The 21684-nt window shown below is 46.6% G+C and carries 20 protein-coding genes and 2 pseudogenes; 14 read left to right on the plus strand and 8 right to left on the minus strand.

All coding sequences use genetic code 11. The features are described 5' to 3' along the window. Both AC0IYG_RS29785 and thrA read right to left on the minus strand, forming a co-directional pair. Positions 1 to 486 (minus strand): homoserine kinase (locus AC0IYG_RS29785; RefSeq protein ID WP_471714675.1); only part of this gene is annotated, 486 nt, incomplete at its 3' end. An 18-nt stretch (positions 487 to 504) separates the two neighbouring features. Continuing rightward, positions 505 to 2960: pseudogene (gene thrA / locus AC0IYG_RS29790) on the minus strand (bifunctional aspartate kinase/homoserine dehydrogenase I). 299 nt (positions 2961 to 3259) lie between these two features. Here thrA and AC0IYG_RS29795 point away from each other — a divergent pair. From AC0IYG_RS29795 to AC0IYG_RS29820, 6 genes are read left to right on the plus strand one after another with little or no spacing between them, the layout of a single operon-like run. After that, positions 3260 to 3577, plus strand: a complete 318-nt coding sequence (locus AC0IYG_RS29795; protein ID WP_471714676.1) for a carboxypeptidase-like regulatory domain-containing protein — start codon at positions 3260 to 3262, stop codon at positions 3575 to 3577. A gap of 44 nt (positions 3578 to 3621) precedes the next feature. Further along, positions 3622 to 3750, plus strand: coding sequence for a hypothetical protein (locus AC0IYG_RS29800; RefSeq protein ID WP_471714677.1), 129 nt, complete (start codon positions 3622 to 3624; stop codon positions 3748 to 3750). Beyond that, a complete protein-coding gene (locus tag AC0IYG_RS29805) occupies positions 3747 to 6017 on the plus strand; it encodes a SusC/RagA family TonB-linked outer membrane protein (protein ID WP_471714678.1) in 2271 nt (756 codons plus the stop codon). The genes AC0IYG_RS29800 and AC0IYG_RS29805 overlap by 4 nt, the downstream gene beginning before the upstream one ends. Beyond that, positions 6014 to 6394, plus strand: coding sequence for a hypothetical protein (locus AC0IYG_RS29810; protein WP_471714679.1), 381 nt, complete (start codon positions 6014 to 6016; stop codon positions 6392 to 6394). The genes AC0IYG_RS29805 and AC0IYG_RS29810 overlap by 4 nt, the downstream gene beginning before the upstream one ends. Positions 6395 to 6418: 24 nt before the next feature. Further along, positions 6419 to 7132, plus strand: a complete 714-nt coding sequence (locus tag AC0IYG_RS29815) for a SusD/RagB family nutrient-binding outer membrane lipoprotein (protein WP_471714680.1) — start codon at positions 6419 to 6421, stop codon at positions 7130 to 7132. After that, a complete protein-coding gene (locus AC0IYG_RS29820; protein WP_471714681.1) occupies positions 7129 to 7890 on the plus strand; it encodes a SusD/RagB family nutrient-binding outer membrane lipoprotein in 762 nt (253 codons plus the stop codon). Before AC0IYG_RS29815 ends, AC0IYG_RS29820 begins: the two co-directional genes overlap by 4 nt. Positions 7891 to 7964: 74 nt before the next feature. On the opposite strand, the gene AC0IYG_RS29825 is transcribed toward AC0IYG_RS29820, so the two are convergent. Beyond that, positions 7965 to 8270, minus strand: a complete 306-nt coding sequence (locus tag AC0IYG_RS29825; RefSeq protein ID WP_471714682.1) for a hypothetical protein — start codon at positions 8268 to 8270, stop codon at positions 7965 to 7967. Between the two features lie 22 nt (positions 8271 to 8292). Beyond that, positions 8293 to 8706 (minus strand): hypothetical protein, encoded by a 414-nt coding sequence (locus AC0IYG_RS29830; RefSeq protein WP_471714683.1) that lies wholly within the window; start codon positions 8704 to 8706, stop codon positions 8293 to 8295. A gap of 307 nt (positions 8707 to 9013) precedes the next feature. Here AC0IYG_RS29830 and AC0IYG_RS29835 point away from each other — a divergent pair, with 307 nt between their 5' ends. Beyond that, the gene (locus AC0IYG_RS29835) at positions 9014 to 9163 is read left to right on the plus strand and encodes a hypothetical protein (RefSeq protein ID WP_471714684.1); all 150 of its coding nucleotides are present in this window, start codon (positions 9014 to 9016) and stop codon (positions 9161 to 9163) included. Positions 9164 to 9170: 7 nt separating this feature from the next. On the opposite strand, the gene AC0IYG_RS29840 is transcribed toward AC0IYG_RS29835, so the two are convergent. Then, complete coding sequence (locus AC0IYG_RS29840; RefSeq protein ID WP_471714685.1) at positions 9171 to 12122, minus strand: FAD-binding and (Fe-S)-binding domain-containing protein; 2952 nt, start codon at positions 12120 to 12122, stop codon at positions 9171 to 9173. Positions 12123 to 12244: 122 nt separating this feature from the next. Between AC0IYG_RS29840 and AC0IYG_RS29845 the strand changes: the two genes are divergently transcribed. Continuing rightward, on the plus strand, positions 12245 to 13099 hold the full coding sequence (locus AC0IYG_RS29845) for a hypothetical protein (RefSeq protein WP_471714686.1): 855 nt from the start codon (positions 12245 to 12247) through the stop codon (positions 13097 to 13099). Next, positions 13086 to 13742 carry a hypothetical protein gene (locus AC0IYG_RS29850; RefSeq protein ID WP_471714687.1) on the plus strand — a complete coding sequence of 219 codons (657 nt, stop codon included), beginning with the start codon at positions 13086 to 13088 and terminating at the stop codon, positions 13740 to 13742. The genes AC0IYG_RS29845 and AC0IYG_RS29850 overlap by 14 nt, the downstream gene beginning before the upstream one ends. A gap of 123 nt (positions 13743 to 13865) precedes the next feature. Here the strand turns inward: AC0IYG_RS29850 and AC0IYG_RS29855 are convergent, their stop codons facing one another. From AC0IYG_RS29855 to AC0IYG_RS29865, 3 genes are read right to left on the minus strand one after another with little or no spacing between them, the layout of a single operon-like run. After that, the gene (locus AC0IYG_RS29855) at positions 13866 to 14609 is read right to left on the minus strand and encodes a sensor histidine kinase (protein WP_471714688.1); all 744 of its coding nucleotides are present in this window, start codon (positions 14607 to 14609) and stop codon (positions 13866 to 13868) included. Then, positions 14590 to 15126, minus strand: a complete 537-nt coding sequence (locus AC0IYG_RS29860) for a hypothetical protein (RefSeq protein ID WP_471714689.1) — start codon at positions 15124 to 15126, stop codon at positions 14590 to 14592. Before AC0IYG_RS29860 ends, AC0IYG_RS29855 begins: the two co-directional genes overlap by 20 nt. Further along, positions 15123 to 15800 carry a response regulator transcription factor gene (locus tag AC0IYG_RS29865; protein WP_471714690.1) on the minus strand — a complete coding sequence of 226 codons (678 nt, stop codon included), beginning with the start codon at positions 15798 to 15800 and terminating at the stop codon, positions 15123 to 15125. The genes AC0IYG_RS29860 and AC0IYG_RS29865 overlap by 4 nt, the downstream gene beginning before the upstream one ends. A gap of 249 nt (positions 15801 to 16049) precedes the next feature. Between AC0IYG_RS29865 and AC0IYG_RS29870 the strand changes: the two genes are divergently transcribed. From AC0IYG_RS29870 to AC0IYG_RS29890, 5 genes and pseudogenes are all read left to right on the plus strand, one after another. After that, on the plus strand, positions 16050 to 16268 hold the full coding sequence (locus AC0IYG_RS29870; RefSeq protein WP_471714691.1) for a hypothetical protein: 219 nt from the start codon (positions 16050 to 16052) through the stop codon (positions 16266 to 16268). Further along, positions 16265 to 17254, plus strand: coding sequence for a TolC family protein (locus AC0IYG_RS29875; protein ID WP_471714692.1), 990 nt, complete (start codon positions 16265 to 16267; stop codon positions 17252 to 17254). The genes AC0IYG_RS29870 and AC0IYG_RS29875 overlap by 4 nt, the downstream gene beginning before the upstream one ends. Positions 17255 to 17392: 138 nt before the next feature. Further along, positions 17393 to 20617: pseudogene (locus AC0IYG_RS29880) on the plus strand (efflux RND transporter permease subunit); the annotation flags it as partial. Between the two features lie 226 nt (positions 20618 to 20843). Beyond that, entirely contained in the window at positions 20844 to 21194 is a 351-nt protein-coding gene (locus AC0IYG_RS29885) for a hypothetical protein (protein ID WP_471714817.1), read from the plus strand. A 173-nt stretch (positions 21195 to 21367) separates the two neighbouring features. Then, positions 21368 to 21646: a hypothetical protein gene (locus AC0IYG_RS29890; protein ID WP_471714693.1), complete on the plus strand. Its 279-nt coding sequence runs from the start codon at positions 21368 to 21370 to the stop codon at positions 21644 to 21646. The last annotated feature ends 38 nt before the right edge of the window (positions 21647 to 21684 follow it).

The raw sequence follows: 21684 nt of genomic DNA on the forward strand, positions 1-21684 counted from the left end.
CCTGAACGAGTAGGTTACAGATTGGATCACCACAAAACCACCCAAAAGCGACGGCCCGACATTATCAGCATGCGCCGATCCGGAGGCGATCTTCTCCCCTTCCATAGCAAACGGCAGCAAATCCTGACGGCTCAGCGGATTGCCCAGCAACTCATTCATCGCCACGACGCCCGCCACTGCACTCGCCGCACTTGAACCCATTCCGCTTCCTAAGGGCATATTTTTATGCAAAATCACCTCGCAACCAAAATCTTTAATGCCCAAATGTTTCAATAAATGTAGCATTACAACAGTCACGGCATTTTTTTCTGCATTACGCGGCAACCGTCCCTCATCACCCGTTATTTCTGTAATGACCACGCCCGGCTCATCGCGCCTGGTCACTTCAACAACATCGCCCGGCGCCTCAATCGCAAAGCCGAAAATATCAAACCCACACGCAACATTAGCCACCGTAGCCGGCGCAAAAGCTCTTATTGAATTCACTTTAAATGATTGTTTTGCTTACCCCAAATAACTACTGATACTCATGATATCTGCGAAGACGCCGGAGGCGGTTACTTCGGCGCCGGCGCCTGGGCCTTTGATCACCAATGGGCGGTCTTTGTAACGTTCGGTGGTGAATGAAACAATGTTGTCGCTTCCGGATAATGTGTAAAAAGGATGCTGCGCGTCGACAGTTTTTAACTCAATGCTCGCTTTTCCGTTTTCCAGTGTGGCGATGAAACGCAGTTTTTCGTGCTTCGCTTCTGCCTCCGCTTGCATGCTGGCGAAAAAGCCGTCGGATATTTCCAATTCCTGAAAAAATGCATCAACTGTGGGCGCATTCAGACAGTTTCCTGGCAAAATTGCTTTGATCTTAATCTCATCTGCTTCCAGTGGAACGCCCACTTCACGCGCCAGAATCAAAATTTTACGCGCAACGTCGGCTCCGCTCAGATCCTCGCGCGGATCGGGTTCCGTAAAACCTTTCACTTTCGCTTCCCGGACAACATCTGCAAAACGTATTCCCGGGCCAAAATTGTTGAATATATAAGAAAGCGTTCCCGAAAGGATCGCTTCGATTTCAAGAATTTATCGCCACTGGCCATCAGGCCCTGGATCGTATTAATGATCGGCAAACCTGCGCCGACATTGGTCTCGTACAAAAACTTCACACCACGCTGTAAAGCAGTGCGTTGCAAGGAAACATACTCAGAATACGAACCCGAATTGGCAACTTTATTCGGCGTAACGACCGAAATGCTCGCATCCAGCAACATATTATAATACTGCACAATGTCCTTATCCGACGTGCAATCTACAAAAACGCTGTTCGGTAAGTTGAGCTCGATCATGCGCTGTACAAATGCCGGCAAGCTCGTTTTCACACCCTCATCCATCACGCGGTCGCGCCAGTTGTCGGGCTGGATGCCGTGCGGATCAAGCAGCATTTTCTTTGTATTGGACAAACCTGCAATGTTCAGGTTGAGCAGTTTTTCTTCTCTTAAATATCTTGTCTGGTTTTTTATCTGGCCCAGCAATGTGCCGCCTATAAGCCCCATTCCAACAATAAACAGGTTAAGCGAACGCGTTTCCGATTGGAAAAATACGCCGTGAATGGCATTAAGCGCTTTGGAAAGGTCACTTTTTGCAATCACCACAGAAATGTTCAGCTCGGAAGAACCCTGCGCGGTGGCAACCACATTTATACCATTTTTACCCAAAACAGAAAACAGCTTTCCGGAAACACCCGTGCTCTTTTTCATCCCCTCGCCCACGATTGCAATAATGGACAGACTTTTCTCAATGGCAATGCTGTCGATATGACCTAATGAAATCTCAATAGCAAACTCTTTTTCCAGCACTTCCGTCGCCCGCTGTGCATTTTTTGGATCAATCGAAAAACAGATGGAATGTTCCGATGAAGCCTGTGAAATGAGTATTACGCTGATTGCATTGTTGGAAAGCGCTGTAAAAAGCCTTCCCGAAATGCCTGCAACGCCAATCATGCCGCTGCCCTGAATGTTCACCAAAGCAATTTCATCGATCGAAGAAATCCCCGTGATCGCATAATCCTTCCCGTTAGCCGCTTTCTGGACATAAGTGCCCTCAAAATCAACATTAAATGTGTTCAGGACTTTTAGCGTAATGTTCTTTGCAAATGCAGGCTGCAAACTTGGCGGATAAATCACTTTCGCACCAAAATGCGACAATTCCATTGCCTCAGAATAGGAAATCGAAGGAATCGTAAATGCATTGGCAACCTTGCGCGGATCAGCCGTCATCATGCCGTCCACGTCGGTCCAAATTTCAATCGAACTCGCGTCCAGCGCTGCTGCTATAATGGAAGCTGTATAATCAGAACCGCCGCGGCCCAATGTTGTCGTAACGCCTTCTGCCGTGGAAGCGATAAAGCCTGTTACGCATTGTAAAGCGGATGTTTTGGCAAAATATTCTAAAATCTGACGATTGGTAATCTCAAAATTTACATCACCCATGCCATAAGTTGCATTGGTGTGAATGATCTGGCGTGCGTCGCAGAACTCGGCCGGAATGCCTTTGCTTTTCAAAATTTCGGTGATTACCAATGTTGAAAGCCTTTCTCCGAAGCTCATGATCAGGTCCAGCGTGCGCTCGGAAAGCTCCTTAATCCAGGAAACACCTCTTAAAATATCTTCCAGCTCGTTGAAAATGCCCCTTACCGCTGCAAAAGTGCTGCTTTGGCTCTTCACCGGAATCAGGCCGCGAACCACTGCGAAATGGCGCTCTTCCACGCCTTTCAGGAAATCCATATACTCGGCATTTCCCGCAGCGGCCATTTTACCGATTTCGATCAGCCGATTCGTTACGCCGCCCATTGCTGAAAAAACGACCGCGATCCGCTCGCCTTCCGCAAGGTTTTTTTCAAGAATACTGATTACTGTTTTAATGCTGTCAACCGAGCCGACAGAGGTGCCGCCAAATTTAAGAACCTTCATTTAAAGCTATATTCGAATAAGCAGATGATCAATGGTTCGCCGTCACCGGGTTTGAACCGAATGCAAATATAACAATTCACACGCCCCATACTTCAAATGCCTGCTGATTGACCTATACGCAGCCGCCGCATATCACTATCACATCTTAAAATATAATGTTTTAAATAAAATCATTTAACCACATTAATATTTTAACAAAACACTTTTATCTAATTTATTATTATGCCAAATTCAATTTCACTAGAATATAATTCTGTTTGAGCAATGCCTAACTTATTTCACTCCTTAAAAATTCAATTATGAGAAAAGTCTTTACTTTGGGCTTTCTGTCTATGCTATTGCTCCTTTCCGGAGCCAGCTTTGCACAGGACCTGAACATTAAGGGAAAAGTTCTGTCTGACGACGGAAACCTGCCGGGTGCCAGCATTCTTATCAAAGGCACCAGCCGCGGAAGCACAACCGACGCAAACGGCGAATTCACAATGACCGCTCCTCCCGGGGCAACCTTGGTAATTTCCTTTATCGGCTACAAAACATCAGAACTGCCGGTCGGCTCAAAACGACTTTTGACATCAAGCTCGAAAGCGACGCAACGCAGTTCAGTGAAATCGTTGTAACGGCCCTCGGTATAGCGCGCGAAAAGAAAGCATTAGGCTATTCTGTGCAGGAAGTGAGCGGAAAAACATTGACCCAGGCGCGGGAAACCAACCTGATCAACTCCCTTTCGGGACGACTTGCGGGTGTGCAAGTTACCAATTCCAATGGTGCCCGGGATCGTCTTCCCGGATGATCATTCGCGGTGCAAGCTCAATTGGAAGCAATAATCAGCCTCTATTCGTTGTAGATGGCGTTCCGGTGGATAACAGCAACTTTGGTTCGGGCACAGGCGTGGATTACGGAAATGCTGCAGCGTCCATTAACCCGGACGACGTGGAATCGATCAACGTTTTGAAAGGACCCAGTGCAGCAGCACTTTACGGTTCGCGCGGTGCCAATGGTGTAGTTTTGATCACCACCAAAAGTGGAAAAGGAACAAAGGGAATCGGTGTGTCATTCAACACAAATACAGCTTTTGAAACGCCGTTCAGACTTCCTGAATGGCAAAATGAATATGGACAAGGTGCCGGCGGCCTCTTCTCTTACGTGGATGGAAAAGGCGGAGGCAAGGGCGACGGTGTGGATGAAAGCTGGGGCCCGAAACTGGACAGATTGCTCCCGCAATTTGATTCGCCCATTGCAGCGGACGGCACCAGAACGCCTACGCCCTGGATCGCACATCCAGATAATGTTGATAAATTCTTTGAAACAGGCAAAACGTATACGAATAGCGTTGCCGTGACGGGAGGAAATGAAACAGCAGATTTCCGCTTATCATTTACCAATTTGAGCCAGACCGGAATTTTGCCTAATACAGATTACAAACGCCGCACGGTTTCCATGAATGTAGGCTGGAATCTGACCAAAAAATTGAGCGTAAGAGCGACCGGAAATTATGTAAAGGACGGCAGCGATAACCGCAATAACTTCGGACTTTACTTCATCTGGTTTGGCCGCCAGGTGGATATGGACAAGTTGACAAGCTATAAAAAGCCGGGCAGCATTTACCAGAACAACTGGAACGACAATTACTGGACTAACCCCTATTATTTGCTCAACGAAAGCACAAGAGCAAATGAGAAAGACCACCTTCACGGAAATTTCTCGGCAACTTATAAGTTCACCGATTGGCTGACATTAACCGGAAGATCAGGAACTGATTTCTACGAAGATCGCCGCAAAACCAAAAGTGCCGCACGCCAGCCTGTGATCGGGACTTCCAACTTGTTTGACGCTTATAATGAGGAGCAAATTTTTGTTCGCGAATCCAACTCGGACTTCCTTTTGAACGCGACGCACAAATTTGGTGAGTTTGACATCACGGCCAATTTCGGCGGTAACCACAGAACAAATTATGCGCAGCGCAATTACATGGGCGCAACCGAGCTGGCCATTCCGCGTGTTTACAACTTTGGTAACTCTCGCCAGAAGCTTGTGGGTGAAAACAGTTTTATCAAAAAAACCGTAAACAGCCTTTACGCCGCAGCTAACCTTGGTTTCAGAAACTATCTTTTCGTAGACTTGACTGCCAGAAACGACTGGTCGAGCACATTGCCTTCGAACAATCGCTCTTATTTCTACCCTTCTGCGGCGGTGAGCGCAATTATTACGGACATGTTTAATGTGAGATCTTCCGTGCTTTCTTTTGCCAAAATCAGGGCTGGGGTTGCACAGGTGGGTAACGATACGGACCCTTATCGCCTTGTAAGCACTTACAAATACGAAAACGCGTGGGGAAGCACACCAAGCTTATCTGAAAACAATGCCATGCTGAATGCAGATCTGAAACCTGAAATCACTTCGTCTTACGAGATTGGAACGGAAATCAGACTTTGGCAAAACCGGGTAGGCATTGATGTAACTTATTACAGCAAAGTTTCGAAAAACCAGATTCTGGATGTGAACATTTCCAATGCAACAGGATTTTTGTCTAAACTTTTGAATGCCGGTAAGATCAAAAACTCGGGTATTGAAATTCAACTTACTGCGACACCGGTTAAGCTTGATAACTTCCAGTGGGACATTGGTTTGAACTGGGCAAAAAACAAGAACAAAGTGCTTTCGCTCGACGGCGGCCTGACGACTTACCAGCTCAACACAAGCTACAACTCGCTTACACAGGCAACGACAACAAGCTCATTTCGTGGACTTTCTGTTGAAGCGCGTGTAGGACAACCTTACGGAACATTCTTTGGAAAAGGCTTTTTGCGCGCTCCGGACGGACAGATTGTTTACGATGCACAAGGTTACCCGATGATCGATCCGGTAAGCCGCGTGCTGGGAAGCTTCACACCGGACTGGATCGGCGGAATTTCAAACACATTTACTTACAAACGATTCTCACTGAGCACTTTGATCGACATTAAGTCAGGCGGAGACATTTTCTCACAATCGATCAACATTGGCCGCTACACGGGAGTTTTGAAGAAGAAACAACATTCGGCCGCGAAGAAGGTGTGATCGGTGCGGGTGTGGTTAACAAAGGAACAGCTGCTGCGCCGGAATATGTGCCAAACGAAAAAAGGATATCATCAGAAGAATATCACCACAAATATTACTTGCTGACCAACAACGAGAACACGATTTTCGACGCAAGTTATGTGAAGCTGCGCGAGGTGAAATTCACTTACATGCTTTCCGGCAAAGTCTTCAACAAGCTGCCTTTCCGCGACATCGCTGTTTCGATCGTTGGACGTAACCTGGCGCTGCTGAAAAGCAATCTGCCGCACATCGATCCGGAAACGAGCTATTACAATGATGGCAACCTGCAAGGCATAGAAAACGGTCAGATTCCTACGACAAAAACAGTGGGCTTCAACATCAGCTTCAATTTATAAGACATTGTTATTAACCGAATTGACATGAAAAAGCATATAAATTCAATCATTTTCAAAGGCTTACTTTCAGCATCATTGCTTGGTTTTGCGGGTTGCACGAGTGAGTTTGACGAGATTAACACCAATAACAACAGCGCCGCCACCGGCACCGCCGACCTGTTTCTTCCGCACGGCATTCAGAGCGCTGTGGACATATTTTGGGGCGGTTCGCTGGGAATGGATGTGGGCGATGGTTTTTCACAACACTGGGCAAGGATCCAATACACGGACATTGACCAATACACGGTTTCAAGCGATGTATTTACGGCTGGCTGGCAAGGACTTTACATTGAGTCCCTTGCTGATTATCAGCGCATTTACAAGATTGGGCAAGAAACCAACAATGTGAATTACCAATCGGTCGCAGTCATTATGCGCTCTTGGGTTTTTTGCCTGCTAAGTGACATTTATGGCGACATTCCTTACAAAGATGCGTTGCAAGGGCTGGAAGGCACATTGCTTCCCAAATATGACAAGCAAAAAGATGTTTACGCCGGACTTATTGCAGAGCTGAAAGCGGCAGGCGAAGCCATTAACACAACGGATAAAAGCATCGCGATCACCGGTGATATCCTGTTTGGCAACGACCTAAACAAATGGAAAAAATTTGCCAATTCTCTGAGCCTCCGCATTTTGAGCCGCATGATCGACAAAACGGATGCAACCGTTGATGTGAAAGCTGAGTCACCCGCATTTTGAGTGACCCGACCAAATATCCGGTTATCAGCTCCGTTTCTGAGAATGTTCAGCTGAACTATCTGGACGTTACAAACAATCAGAATCCGGTGAATGTGAACCGCAAAACGCGTGACGATCACCGTGTTAGCGCCACTTTGGTTAACAAATTGAAGTCATTAAATGACGTAAGGCTGCCGATTTACGCTAATCTTTCCACACTTGAACCTGCTTACGTAGGCGTTCCCAATGGCTTATCTTCATCGGAAGCGGGCAAGCTGGGACTGGAAAACACATCTCGCGTGGGCGCTTATTTCATCGCTCCTACTGCGCCCGGTGTGATCATGAGTTACGCTGAACTGCTGTTTTTGAAAGCGGAATTTGCCTACAAAGGCATTGCAGCAGCGGGCGATGCTGCCAAAAATTACACCGACGCCATCACTGCTTCTCACGCGCAGTACAAGCTCACCGTTGCACCGGAATATCTGACGGCCAATGCATTAAAGGCTGGCGCACCGGGTTACACGCAGATTATGGAGCAAAAATGGATCGCGCTTTACGGACAAGGACTGGAAGCCTGGACAGAATATCGCAGAACAGGGATTCCTGCATTGCAAGCGCCCGTACTAAATACAAATCAGAATGTCATTCCTACGCGCATGCCTTACCCGGGTTCAGAAGAATCGCTGAACTACGAAAACTTCTCGGCTGCATTAGCCAGCCAGGGTGGCAAGAATGATATGAAAATGAAACGTTTGGTTCGCCAAGTAATGGAGGTTTGACTGAGGGGAAAAAAAGAAACGGGTCAGATGCGTGCGGCATCCGACCCGTTTTCTCTTATAAAGCTATATTTTTATCAGAATGCAATGCCAAAACCAGCGCCCACATTCACCACGCCAATGAAACGCTTTTCGCTGATCTTATCAGCAATTTCCAAAGGACCCCGCACTGCGCGAATGTAAACGTCTTTAATTTCCGCCTCCGCTCCGATCACATCGGCACTCAGCTGAAAAAACAATGCACCCGATAATGGCACACGCAAACTTCCGCCGCCGGCAAGCCCAAAAGCGCTGGTTGTTGCTTTTTTAAGACTTACTGTAATCGGTTCCCCACCCACTTCTGATGTCCCGATCAAATCAACAGTCGGCGAATTAGCCCACACTTTTCCCGCTTGCGCATGAAACTCAAAGTTGCACCCGATTCATGTTAATGTACAAAGCAGGGCCAAACATCACTGCATTCAATTTCCAGTTGGAAACATCGCTTTGCCAAGTGTAAGTCTCGCCAAGAATCTGCGCATAGTCATTGGCTTTGTCCAATATCGGCTGAGAATTTGTCTTGTTAATGTTCATACTTCCCGATGCACGAAGCCCCAACCATCTTGCAATGCGAAAGTCATAATTAGCCTGACCAAAAACGCCTGAACCAGTCAAACCTGCAAACGGGTCATCCAGTTTTTCACGCGCTAACTCGCCAACGGGTAAGCTGTAACCCCCCGTAATGGAAAAGAAACTACGTGTGTTCTGCGCTTTGCTTTCAAGATCATTTACTAAGAAAAATACAAAAAGCAATGAAAGGCATTTGAGGGAAATTTTCATAGATATGGCCGAATATCGTAAAGAGGTTGTTGTGAGCGATTCCAATTTTCAACTAAGTTAACATCAAACATACCTGTTTTATTACATTTTATCCAAATGACTTGGTTTGGGGAAATTTTATCAACACAATATTATATAAATGCCCTGAAAACGGGTTTTTGGTCTTTGGTACAAAATTGGTAACACCCACATCGAACTAAATCATTAAACCATGGACAGGCGAGAAACTGACGACCAAGCCAGAGCAACCAAGATACAAAAAACGTGTGGAAGTGGATATTGGGGGTAGGAATTGTATTGATGGCCATTGCGATTCTGGGGCGGTTTTTTTAACCACAACGAGAATTTTACGGAATCAGAAACTCCATCAGAACAAGGTTCCGGCGCAGCAGGCGCAGCGGCGGCTGACAGCATTGCGTCAGACACCATTGAGCAAGGCGTTCGCAAAACGGAATAAGCGTTTGCTACTTAATAAGTGCATCCCATAAAATTTCGACAGGATGTTGTGAACGACGTCCTGTCCCATCTTTCATTTGGTGACGACAACTGGTTCCGGAAGCTGCAATAAGCACATCATCAGGCTGTTGGCGAACAGTAGGGAAAAGCACCAGCTCTCCTATTTGCATCGAAACATCATAATGTTCTTCTTCGTAACCAAATGATCCAGCCATCCCGCAGCAACCCGACGGAATCAGCTGAACCTGATAATTCTCGGGAAGTGACAGTGCTTTTTTAGAGGCAGTTAATGTAGATAATGCTTTTTGATGACAATGCCCGTGCAACTTAATGAGTTGCTTTTTTTGTGTAAAAACGGTTTTACTAAGTCGTTTTGCATCAATTTCCCGCGCAATGAACTCTTCAAAAAGCAATGCATTTTCAGAGATTTTCACGGCGTCTTCTCTTTGCTCAGCAGAGACCAAATCAATGTATTCGTCTCTGAACGAAAGGATTGCAGAAGGCTCAATGCCGATCAGCGGCGTGTCATAAGTGATCAGATCTTTAAGAAGCAAGACATTATTAACCGCCAATTTCTGCGCTTCCCTTACAAAACCTTTGGACAAATAAGAACGGCCCGACTCGTCATGTTTTGGAATAATGACTTCATAACCAAGCTTTTCCAACAATTCAACAGCCTTTTTACCAACCTCAACATCATTATAATTCGTAAACTCATCACAGAACAAATAGACTTTCCGCGGATTTGCATGAGCCGGTTTTGATCTTTTTTTCCACCATTTTTCTAATGTCTCCGTATGCAAATGCGGCATTGTGCGCTCGGGATGAAATCCGACCATTTTGTTGGCAATCTTCCGCAGCGACGGCGTCCCAAAAACACCATTGAAAGCCCACGGCGCGATGGAGGCCATTTTCATTTGTTTGGAAAAATTAGCGATCAGCTTACTGCGCATCGGAATGCCGTGCGTGTCATAATATTGCTGCGTGAATTCCGCCTTCATTTTGCCCACGTCTACACTAGAAGGGCATTCTGATTTGCAGCCTTTGCACGAAATACAAAGATCCAGCACTTCCTTTACCATTTCTTGTGTGGCGCTGATTTGCTCTTTTTTGTTTGCAGGAGTTAGATATTGGCGCAGAATATTCGCCCTCGCGCGTGTTGTGTCGCGTTCACGGCGGGTTGCCATGTAACTCGGACACATTGTTCCGCCGGTCAGTTCGGTTTTGCGGCAATCGCCTGATCCGCTGCACTTTTCAGCCAGCCGGAGCATGCCTTCCTGTTTTGAAAAATCGAAAATTGTCTTGATTTCGGGTTGCGGCTTATCCTGTTCATAGCGCAGGAACTCGTTCATAGGCGGCGTGTCCACGATTTTATTCGCATTGAAAATCCCTTCCGGATCCCAGATGCGCTTCACCTGCCTGAACATTTCATACACTTCACTCCCCATCATATAAGGAATAAATTCGCCCCTTAACCGCCCGTCGCCATGCTCTCCCGAAAGCGAACCGTTATATTTTTTGACCAATGCAGCCGTATCCGCCAAAACCTGGCGAAAAAGTTGCTTGCCCGATTCGGTTTTGAGGTTGATCATGGGCTCCACGTGCAATTCACCAGCGCCGGCGTGTGCATAATATGAAGCGTGCAGATTGTGACTTTTCAAAAGGATTTCAAGCTCTGCAATGTATTCGGGCAGATCTTCAACTGCAACCGCGCAATCTTCGATTAAATTGACCGGCTGCGTATCGCCCGGCAGATTTCGAATCAAACCCAAACCGGCCTTTCTGATGTCCCAGGCCTTATTTGCATCTTCACCAAACAAAAGCGGATAAGCATAACCCAGGTTTTCGGCTTTCAGCGCGGCAATGAGATTTGCAGCCTGTAACTCAACTTCTTCGTTGTTATTTCCCCAAAACTCAACCATCAGCAACGCCGCCGGATCACCTTGCATAAAAAAACGGTTGTGCGAATAAACCGTGTGCGCTTTGGTGAAATCCATAATATAGCGATCCACAAGCTCGGAAGCTTTCGGGTTGAATTGCATCGCAACCCGGTTCGCGTGCAGCGACTCAGCCAGCGAATCGGCATGCACACAAACCACCCCGACCGAAGCGGGCGGTGCATCCACCAAAGCCAGTTTTGCCTCGGTAACAAAGCATAATGTTCCCTCTGAACCCGCGATCAGGTTACAGAGATTTATTTCATTTTTCTCAAAATCCCTGACCAGCGCATCGAGCGCATAACCAGAATTTCTGCGCGTTACAGTTGGTTTTGCAAATTGCTTTTTGATCAATTCCTGATCAACCGGATTAGAAATTAGTCCGAACATGCCTGCGAAAATGGCTTGCTCACGCTGACCCTTAACCTGCTTTTGCGCAATTTTTTGTATAAAATCCTGTGATGAATGTTTGGAAAAAACAGTTTCCGAGCCGTCTGCCAGCAATGCTTTTACTTCGAGCAAATGGTCCCGCGTTGTCCCCCAGGTGATGGAATGCAGGCCGCAGGAATTATTTCCGATCATTCCGCCGATCATGGCGCGGCTGGCCGTTGAAGTTTCAGGGCCAAAAAGAAGTCCATACTGCGCCAGATGCTTGTTCAGATCGTCGCGGATCACGCCTGGCTGCACGCGCACCCACTTTTCGGCAACATTAACTTCTATTATTTTGCTAAAATGCTTGGATATATCCACCACAATGCCGCTTCCTACAACCTGCCCGGCCAAGGAAGTGCCCGCAGCGCGCGGAATGAGGGTCACTTTATTTTTTCCTGCAAATTCAATGAGGTTGCGAATATCCTCCACCGTTCGCGGCAATGCAACAGCAAGCGGCATTTCCTGATACACAGAAGCGTCCGTTGCGTAAATCGACTTTTGGGCCGCGTGCAATGTTGAATTGTCATAATAAAGCTCGCCTTGAAACCGGGAGCGGAGGTCATTGAACTGTATAATCGAAACGCGACTCATTGTAAATCCGGGAATTAAAAAGCTAAGTTAAATGAAGTGCAGGCCAATGACGTATGATGTTACGTATATTGGCACACTTTTTACAATTGAGAAACAACCTCAAATAACTTATTATACACAAAATGAAAAAAGTAACATTACTGATCCTGTTATTTACCAGTGCATTGGTAAAAGCCCAGAATACCGCAACTATAACGCTCACTAACGCAAAACAAGGCCCGGTAACGGCAACATTGGTTCAGGAAGATGTACACTTTCACCCCAATCTGGGCATAGGCCTTGCAGACGTCAAATTAGAACCGGTCGTTTCAACTGATTTCAAAGATAAAACAACTGAAAAAGCAGTCATTCAATTGCCTGAACCAAGAATGATGCGCCTGCAATATGGCGGCGGAGCTATAAACAAAACGTGGATGCTCTTCATCCAGCCCGGCGACGATCTTACCATTAGTTTTGCCGATAATGCGGACGTTACTTTTTCCGGTAAAAATGCCAATTATCAGACTTTTTTGAAAAATTATTTCCTGGAAAACCAATATCAATATTTGCCTGTGTTTGGCTACAAACCTTCACAGATTGACAATAAGAGCGTTGTGCAGCAAAGCGATAGCCTTAAAAATGTGCGTCTTGAAGCATTTGAAAAATTCAAAGCCGCCAATCCTGTCGCGCCCGGATTTGAAGCCTATGTGCTGGCGACCACTGCAACGGAACCATCATTAACCCGCCGCTTAATCCAGGAAAAGATCATGCGTCGCAACCGGGTCGCCAAATTGGACGACAAGCAACGCAAAGAACTGGAAGATCTGACATTAGCGGACTTCAAAATATTGTCTGACGATGCATTGCTAAGCCAATCTTACCGCGACGAGCTCCGTAACTGGGCCCTGATTCCTTCCACCCGCAAGTTTCCATTAACTTCCGAGTCGCGTTATGAGATCAGTCCGGAAGCGTTGAAAGATGTGTATGCATTTAGTTAAAGAGAAACTGGCCAATTATCCAAAACAAAAGGAATATTTGCTGACTTACTGGCTTAACTACGCTGCAACCGCCATTCCATCAATTGAAACGAGCAAGGCGCTTTTGGAAGATTACAAAACAACTTTCCCACAGTCGCAGAATGCAGAATACATTTCGAAGCTGATCACAACGAAGGAATCTTTGCAGCCAGGTGCTTCACTTTCTGACGTTACATTACTAAATGTGGACAGTGCGGCAGTGGCTGTTTCGTCGCTTACCGGAAAGCCGGTTTGCATGGTGTTTTCGTTCAGCATCGGTCAGCACGAGCCGGGCATGAAAGCATTGGAAGATCAGCTTGCTGACAAAGCAACATTCGTTTATGTGTCCGTCGCACCTGGAATCCCGTTTTCGACCTGGAAACAATATGCGAAAGATCGTCCTAATGCAAAACATCTCTGGGCATCAGACGAGAACATTGAATTGCTCAAAGAGAAATACGCGATTGACATCCGTTATCCGTTTTTGGTAACCGACGCTTCCGGAAAAATCGTCAGCCGCTGGATCCCGCAGGAATTTCCTGACAACAAAACTTTGACTGCGAGAACTAAACAAAGTGGCTCGCTAGCCAAATCGCGCAGCGATGCAACATTGGTAACAACATAAATTCACCACAATTCCAAATCCCGGAGGGATGAAACGGCGTGTACGCTGTTTCATCCCTCCGGGATTTTCGTTGTTTAAAAAATCATTTTTGCTACCGATATTGTATCCCTCCGGGATTTTGATTTAGTATCTAATACGGATCGTGTGGGTAGATTCTTGATTTTTATAATCAATTGTTAAATTATAATTATCACAAATCTGCTTTACAATAGCGAGTCCGAGGCCAAGTGACTCACTTCCGGTCGATTCTTTTTTAAATCTTTCAAAAAGGTCTTCGGGAGCGGCCCGCAAGGCATTTCCTGTGTTGCTAACCTGCAAAAATTTGCTTCCTGTTTCAATTTGAATTTCACCGTTCTGATGATTATGCCGGATAGCATTGTTGATCAAATTCACAATCATTATTTCGGCCAGCGCGGGTGACATAATCATCATAAATGGCTCATCACAACGAACATGCACTTGAATTCCGCGATGTGAAATAATGTCTTCGAAATCCTTCAATTTGGAAATGAGCAGTGCAGACAGATCTGTATTTTCTAAATCTGTGAATTGTTGATTTTCAATTTTTGCTAATAAAAGCAGCCCTTGGTTAAGCCGGGAAATGCGACGTGAGGCGTGGTAAATTTCTTCGATCCAGTAAGTGTGTTCTTTGCCCAAATCGCCGGTTTGGATGAATTGCTCAACCCTCGCGTTAATCAGTGCCAACGGCGTTTGAATTTCGTGCGAAGCATTTTCGGCAAATTCTTTCAGACTTTTATAGTCGTGCTGCATTTTGGATGCCATTTTGACCATCACATCTTCCAGCTCATTGAATTCTGTGATTTCACTTTGAGCAAGTTCAAGCTTTTTACTTTTTGGTCCAGTCAAAATCCTTAATGCTGGCCAGCGAGTCGTAAAACGGCTGCCATAATTTCCCTGAAAGGCGCCTTTGGAAAAAGAACATCCCGACCATTAATATCCCCAAAAAAGCGATCATAACAGCCGAAATGGCCTCTATCAATTTGTAAGATTGGATCATGGACTTCCGGATCGCAACCCGATGCCACACACCGCCGATGGTCGTGTAAAAAGTCACCTGCCGAAAAGGGTCCAGGCCCTCTTCATATCGGTTTTGGATCAATGTGTCCTTGAAAATGACCTTCTTATTTGGCTTTTCGTAGGCGGGCACAACTTCAATTTTGTTCTCAACAAAATAAGAATTCGTCGACCACGTGTCATGCGTTTTTACATAAGTTTCAAAATCTCGTTTTTCGACCCGGAGCCTGCTTTCTACTTCTTCATAGATCATGTATTTAATGCTCCAATAAAATGCAATGCCCACCGCCAGGTAAGTGCATAATGAGACTAGAAGATAAATGCGGCTGGTTTTTTCGAGTAATTTCAAGGCGCTGTGAATTTGTATCCGATGCCGTAAATCGATTGAATGTAATCCTTTCCGCCTTTTTCCAAAATCTTTTTCCGCAGGTTTTTAATGTGTGAATAAACCATATCGAGCGAATCCGAAGAGTCCATATGATCGCCCCACAGATGTTCCGCGATGGATTCCTTGGTAAGCGCCACGTCAATGTTGGATAGAAAATAGAGTAACAAATCGTATTCTTTTCTTGACAAAAGCGACTCCTTATTAGCAATAAAAACGCGTCTCGATTGCGGCTGAACCCGGATTTCCTGCCAGGTCATATCATTATTCCCACCAAAATTCCTTCTCCGGATCAGCGATTTCACGCGCGCATTTAACTCCGAAAGATGGAACGGCTTGGTCATATAATCATCCGACCCAATTTCGAGGCCCTTAATCTTGTCTTCCAGCGTGTTACGGGCAGATATGATGATAATTCCGGTTGCGGCGGCGATCTTTTTTAATGTTTGCACAATGTCAAATCCGTCGCCGTCGGGCAGCGTGAGATCTACAATCGTGCAGTCATATTGATATAAACTGATTTTTTCATCCGCCTGCCAGAATGTGTTAGCCACTTCACACACAAATCCTTCCCGCGTCAGATACGCAACAATGCTTTCTGCCAGGCCCTTTTCATCTTCTACAACTAAAACTTTCATTGGATTTTATAGGATATCGAACAAAAGTAGGATACGATTCTGGAAAAATTTAGGATGATAATAATTTGTGTTACAATGCCTTGAAGGCCCTTTTTCCCAATTTTTTCCAGAATTGACTTCTAGTTTCGTCCAAAATATTATCGGATTAACTAGTTATATCATGTTCATTCCAATCTCGAAAAAGCTTTTTCCAGAAAAGCTTAAAACACCGGCCTCATTTTCCTGCTCGCATTATTGATGTCCAGCTTAATGTGCAACGCGCAGCAATTGAACTTGCAGGAAATATTGCAGGAAGGCACCCAAAACTACCCCTTTCTGAAAGCAAAGCAAGCCGAAGTGCGCGGAGCTGAAATGCGCATCAAATCTGTCAAAACAGACTATTTGCCTGCTTTTGTTATTCAGGATCAATACACATTTTCGACCAATAACAGTGTTGCCGGCTCCTTTGGGGCAATGAAGGCAGCGTGATTTCTCCTTCCGGCGGGATTCGGCCTGACAACATTTACACCGGAACATTCGGCAGCTTTACCAGTGCGCTCGTAGACTGGCGTGTGTTCAATTTTGGAAAGGTTAAGGCCAATGTCAACACGGCCAAAGCAGAATTATCCCGCAGTCAGGCCGATTATGAGAACGAGATTTTCCAGCATCAGGTGCGCATTGTGGACGCATATCTTGTGCTGCTGATGAATCAGAAACTCGTAGAAGCGCAAAAGCAAAATCTGGAACGAGCGCTTGTTTTTAAGCAGGTTACGGATGCGGCGGTGGGCTCCGGCATGCGTCCCGGCGTGGACAGCTCGCTGGCCAGTGCCGAATTTGCAAAAGCACAATTGTTATTGCTGGAAAGTCAGCGCTCCCTAAAGGCACAGGCGCTGCGATTGGCCGAGCTTACCGGCGAGTTGCGGGATAGCATTCAGGTGGATAGCATGGCTTTTTACTCTCAATTGCCCGCTATAAACGTGGAAACAGATTTCCTCAAGAACCCGGCACTGCGTTTTTCCCAAAGTCAGATTGACGCTTCCCTGGCCAGAAGTAATGCCGTTCGTAAATCATTCCTGCCATCTATTTCGATCTTAGGCTCGGGCTGGGCTCGTGGCTCCGGTGTTTCTAATAAGGATGATTCTTTCAAAACGGATTTTGGAAGCGGCGTAAATTATCAGGTTTACAATTATCTGTTTGGCGTTTCCACACGCTGGAACCTGACCAATATTTTGCGGGTGCGTAATGATTACAAAACCGAACAGTTTCAGGTTGAGCGTTTTAAAGAACTTTATCGAACCCCAGAAACTGCAACTCGACCGCCAGAGCCGCGACGCAGACATGCAATTTCAACTGGCATTAGAACAGGCGCGGTTAACACCCGTTCAGTTAAATGCTGCGCAAGGTGCTTTCAATCAGGCACAAGCGCGCTACGAAAGCGGCTTAACCGACTTATTCACATTAGCGCAAAGCGTTAATGCCCTTAACCGCGCCGAGGTGGACAAGTTCGTCACAAACGGAAATGCCTGGCGGGCGCTGCTGATGCAGGCCGCTGCCGCCGGAGGAGACTTGTCCATTTTCCTTAATCAGATCGCCAAATAAATAATTAATTCACTATGTATCAACTCATTCGAACCGCATTGCGGCAGCCTATATCCATTGTGGTGGTGGTGATCGGGATCCTGTTCTTCTCCGTTCTGTCCATCCGCAGCATTCCTGTCGACATTTTCCCGAACCTCGATTTGCCGACTATTTACGTCGTTCAGCCTTACGGTGGAATGGCTCCTGACCAGATGGACGGCTTCATTGCGACCCGTTATCAGGACCACTTTCTGTATGTTTCAGGCATCCGGGATGTGGATGTGAAGACCATTCAGGGGCTTTCGCTAATCAAACTTTCGTTCTATCCAGGAACCGATATGGCGCAGGCCGCTGCGGAAGTCGCCAACAATGTTTCGCGGGCAAAAGCATACATGCCCGAAGGAACAGTTCCGCCGCAAGTCGTGCGTTTTGACGCCAGTTCTGTTCCCATCGGACAAATGGTTTTCGAAAGCTCGTCCCGGTCATTGAACGAAATTAGGATTTGCGTCTTCCCGCGTGCGGCCAATGTTCAGCCGCATTGAAGGCGTTTCCAAGTCCGCCACCATTTGGTGGAAACCAGCGCACGATCGTCATCCGCGTTGATCCTGGAGCGAATGAGAAGTTACCACCTAACGCCGGAAGAGATCATTAAATCCATTGTGACAAATAACCAGCCTTCTCCTGCGGGTAACATTCGTATGGGTGACCGAACATTGATGACGCCGGGTCAACTCTTTTGATCAAAAAACCCGAAGATTTCCTCAACATCCCGATCCGCATCTGGTGCAGGACCGACCGTTTTCATCCGCGACGTAGGCACCGTGGAAGATGGCGCCTACGTTACGGTGAGTTATGCGTTGATCAACGGCCGCCGTGCGGTTTATATTCCTGTTGTTAAAAAATCAGATGCTTCCACGCTGGATGTGGTGAACAACATTCGCGCAGCATTGCCGCAATTACGCAATGCCGTTCCCGAGGATGTGAAGATTTCCTACGAGTTTGACCAATCTGTTTATGTCACCAATTCTTTGAAAAGCCTGATCACGGAAGGGATTCTCGGTGCATTACTGACCGGTTTAATGGTGCTGCTATTCCTCCGCGACTGGCGCAGCGTGATCATTGTAATTGTTACCATTCCCATTTCAATCCTGTCCGCGGTGATTTTGATGAATTTGTTTGGTCAAACCATCAACATTATGACATTGAGCGGGTTAGCATTGGCAATTGGTGTGCTGGTCGATCAGGCGACGGTGACCATTGAGAACATTCACCAGCACCAGGAAATGGGTAAGCCCAAAGAACAGGCCATTTGGGATGCTTGTAAGGAGATTGCTTTTCCTGAATTTCTGATCCTGCTGGCAATCCTGGCCGTTTTTGCGCCTTCGTTTGTGATGAGCGGCATTCCGAGATCCATGTTTTTGCCGCTGTCATTGGCCGTAGGTTTTGCTATGATCGCATCATTTTTATTATCCCAAACATTGGTTCCGGTTTTGGCCAACTGGCTATTGAAAGACCATCCGCATCACGAAGCGCCGACATTAGCATTGGATAAAAAGGAAATCGACGATGTGATTGAAGAAGGTGCGCACCCGTCATTGCCGCCGAAGGGTTTTGAGAAATTCAAATTGAAATACATTGACTTCCTGAGCAGTATTATGCGCAAAGGGAAACTCGTGGTGCCCGTTTATCTGGTCGGAGCAGTCGCATTGATCGTCGGTGGTTTTTTCCTGATCGGGACCGATATTTTGCCAAAAGCCAACAGTCACCAGTTTCAAATGCGCCTGCGGATTGCAGACGGAACGCGCGTCGAGCGAACGGAACAGGCAACATTAAAAGTGCTGGATCTGATCAAATCCGAAGTGGGCAAGGAACATGTCGAGATTTCATCGGCATATGTGGGCACGGTGCCTTCCAGTTACGGAACATCCAATATTTTCGTGTTCAATAGCGGGCCGCATGAGGCCGTTTTGCAGGTTTCTTTGCGAGAAGATTTTCCAGTAAAAATGGATGCATTGAAGGAGAAACTGCGCGAACGCATCGGCAAGGAAATTCCTGCATTGAAAATTTCCTTTGAACCCATTGAGCTTGTCGATAAAATCATGAGTCAGGGCGCCTCCACACCGATTGAGGTGAGCGTGGCTGCGAAGGATGTGGAAGAAGCGGGAAGATTTGCCAAGAAAATTCAAAAAGAAATGCAGCATATTGCATTCTTGCGCGATGTACAAATTGCGCAACCGCTGGAATATCCGGTGCTGAATGTGGAGATCAACCGCGAAAGAGCGGGTCAGTTAGGCATCACTTCTACGCAGGTTGCGCGATCCATGGTCGCCGCCACTTCATCAAGCCGTTTTACAGATAAAAACCTTTGGCTTGACGATGCAAAAGGATTGGCCTATCAGGTTCAGGTTCAGATCCCGGAATATCAGATGACTTCTGTCGAAGACATTGGAACAATTCCCTTGAAAACGGGTGTTAGCAATCCCCTATTGGCCGATGTTGCCACATTTTCGGAAAAAACAGCGCCCGGTGAATATGACCGCGCTGGACCGAACCGGTTGGTAACCGTCACTGCCAACATTCATAAAAAGGATCTGGGTGCAGCCACAAAAGCCGTCCAAACAGCCATAAAAAACGTCGGCGAACCTCCGCGTGGGGTTTTGGTTAGAGCTAAAAGGACAATCCGATCTGCTGACCGAAACATTGGGCAGCTTACAGGTTGGTTTGGTAATCGCTATTGTGATCATGTTCCTGTTGCTTTCTGCGACATATCAATCATTTAAGTTATCACTCGTTGTTCTCTCGACGATCCCAGCAGTGGTTGTCGGCTCCATCAGCTTGCTGCTTTTGACCGGCGCGACATTGAATCTGCAATCTTATATGGGTCTGATTATGTCAGTCGGGGTTTCTGTGGCGAATGCGATTTTAATGGTTACCAACGCGGAAAATCTCCGTTTGCAGCTTAATGACTCACATAAGGCTGTGATCTTAGCAGCCGGAAGCAGGATGCAGGCCGATCTTAATGACCAGCATCGCGATGATCGCCGGGATGATTCCGATGGCATCGGGGATGGGTGAAGGCGGCGACCAGATTGCACCGCTCGGACAAGCTGTAATCGGTGGTTTGATCGCATCCACATTGGCTTCTCTGCTAATTCTTCCGGCCGTTTTCACAATGGTTCAGAAAAAAAGCATCCATTCAATCATTATCACTCGATCCGGAAGATCCGGAAAGCAATTTTTTCCGCAAAAAACTTCAAAATTCCCTTTCTATGAACACCCTAAAATCACTTTTAATCATTGGAACGCTGTCTTTCGGATTCACGTCATGCAATTCCGAGGCTGAAACTACGGAGCATAAGGAGCAAAAAGCAGAAAAGGAACCTGCGGTTGAAATGGCCGTAGTGCAAAGTTTGAAACCTGCCAAACAGCTCACATTGCCCGGCGAATTAAAACCCTGGAATAAGGTCAGCATCTTCTCATCCAAAGGTGAAAGGATTTGTAAAAAGCGTAAATGCAGACCGCGGAACGATGGTTCGAAAAGGACAGATTCTGGCTACGCTCGATAGCACGAGAAGTCTTATATCTGAATTGAGCCAGGCGGAGGCGCAGCTACTTGCTTCCGAAGCCGCATTACACGAAAGTCAGACCAAATTTCAGACCAGTTCCATGACCTATAATCGCCTTTTGCGCACTAACAAAACCCAGGGTGCCGTGTCGCTCAACGAGTTGGATATCGCTAAAGCGAGGTCGATCACAGACAGTTCGGCAGTCGCGATGGCCCAGGGAAATGTGCAGGCTGCGCGCTCCTATACGGAAACAAAATCAGCACTTAGCTAAAATATCTGAGAGTTGGCAGCACCATTCGACGGCATTATCACCGGAGCGGGCACTGAGTCCGTCGGGGCGCTTTGGGTAGGACCGGGAGAAAGCGGCGCCAAACCATTATTTGTTTTGGAAGACAACACAAAACTCCGTTTAACGCTGGCAATCCCAGAAAAATTGATCGGTCAATGCCATTCCCTCCAAAGGCGAAATCAACTTCACCGTTTCAGCCAGTCCGGAAAAACAATACAAAGGCATTTACGCCAGAAGTTCGCGAACATTATCTGAACGAAAACCGCTCCATGATGACCGAGTTCGACGTCGATAACCGTTCCAACGAACTCAAAGCAGGCATGTACGCCCAAGTTTCACTCAACTCAGCCCGCACCACCAACACATTATTCGTCCCCACGTCGGCAGTAGTCTATTCCAGCGAACAAATTTTCGTGATCCGGGAAAACAGATAGAAAAAAGCAGAACGGGTGCCTGTGAAACGGGGAACCGT

The organism is Dyadobacter sp. AC419 (assembly GCF_979253085.1).

Excerpts from the sequence above, each read along its gene's own strand:
- AC0IYG_RS29795 (WP_471714676.1), top strand. The coding sequence starts at position 3,260 with ATGAGAAAAGTCTTTACTTTGGGCTTTCTGTCTATGCTATTGCTCCTT.
- AC0IYG_RS29805 (WP_471714678.1), top strand. The coding sequence starts at position 3,747 with ATGATCATTCGCGGTGCAAGCTCAATTGGAAGCAATAATCAGCCTCTA.
- AC0IYG_RS29815 (WP_471714680.1), top strand. The coding sequence starts at position 6,419 with ATGAAAAAGCATATAAATTCAATCATTTTCAAAGGCTTACTTTCAGCA.
- AC0IYG_RS29830 (WP_471714683.1), bottom strand. The coding sequence starts at position 8,706 with ATGAAAATTTCCCTCAAATGCCTTTCATTGCTTTTTGTATTTTTCTTA.
- AC0IYG_RS29840 (WP_471714685.1), bottom strand. The coding sequence starts at position 12,122 with ATGAGTCGCGTTTCGATTATACAGTTCAATGACCTCCGCTCCCGGTTT.
- AC0IYG_RS29845 (WP_471714686.1), top strand. The coding sequence starts at position 12,245 with ATGAAAAAAGTAACATTACTGATCCTGTTATTTACCAGTGCATTGGTA.
- AC0IYG_RS29850 (WP_471714687.1), top strand. The coding sequence starts at position 13,086 with ATGCATTTAGTTAAAGAGAAACTGGCCAATTATCCAAAACAAAAGGAA.
- AC0IYG_RS29865 (WP_471714690.1), bottom strand. The coding sequence starts at position 15,800 with ATGAAAGTTTTAGTTGTAGAAGATGAAAAGGGCCTGGCAGAAAGCATT.
- AC0IYG_RS29870 (WP_471714691.1), top strand. The coding sequence starts at position 16,050 with ATGTGCAACGCGCAGCAATTGAACTTGCAGGAAATATTGCAGGAAGGC.
- AC0IYG_RS29890 (WP_471714693.1), top strand. The coding sequence starts at position 21,368 with ATGCCATTCCCTCCAAAGGCGAAATCAACTTCACCGTTTCAGCCAGTC.